The organism is Limosilactobacillus ingluviei DSM 15946 (assembly GCF_001435775.1).
Lineage (GTDB): Bacteria > Bacillota > Bacilli > Lactobacillales > Lactobacillaceae > Limosilactobacillus > Limosilactobacillus ingluviei.
This window is the reverse complement of sequence record NZ_AZFK01000075.1, coordinates 1-332: the sequence shown is the minus strand read 5'-3', so window position 1 is coordinate 332 and position 332 is coordinate 1. Positions and strand designations below refer to the sequence as shown.

The following is a 332-nucleotide window of genomic DNA, read 5'->3' as shown; positions in this document are numbered from 1 at the left end:
ATCTTCGTCCCATCTGGCAACGTGGAGTTTCCGTTGTCGTCCTTGTTGGCATCTTCAACCGCCTTGACAACGTCTTCCTTTTCATCGTCCGTCAACTTGGCTGGGTCATCGACCTTTACCTTGTCGCCTGGTACGGCTGGATTATTCTTTTCAGCGTCAGTTTGGTCTCCGGTTTCGCCACCGTTGTCCTTACCTTCAACAACCTTGTCACCCGGAATCGTGTCTTTTGACCCGTCTAGGTAGGTTACCGTTACATCACCGTTGTCGTCAACCATGATCTTCGTCCCATCTGGCAACGTGGAGTTTCCGTTGTCGTCCTTGTTGGCATCTTC

The 332-nt window shown here is 51.2% G+C and carries 1 protein-coding gene; it reads right to left on the bottom strand.

The window, feature by feature from the left end; all coding sequences use genetic code 11:
- A partial coding sequence (locus FC43_RS11215) for a MiiA motif-containing surface protein (RefSeq protein ID WP_477218338.1) occupies positions 1 to 332 on the bottom strand: 332 nt, incomplete at both ends.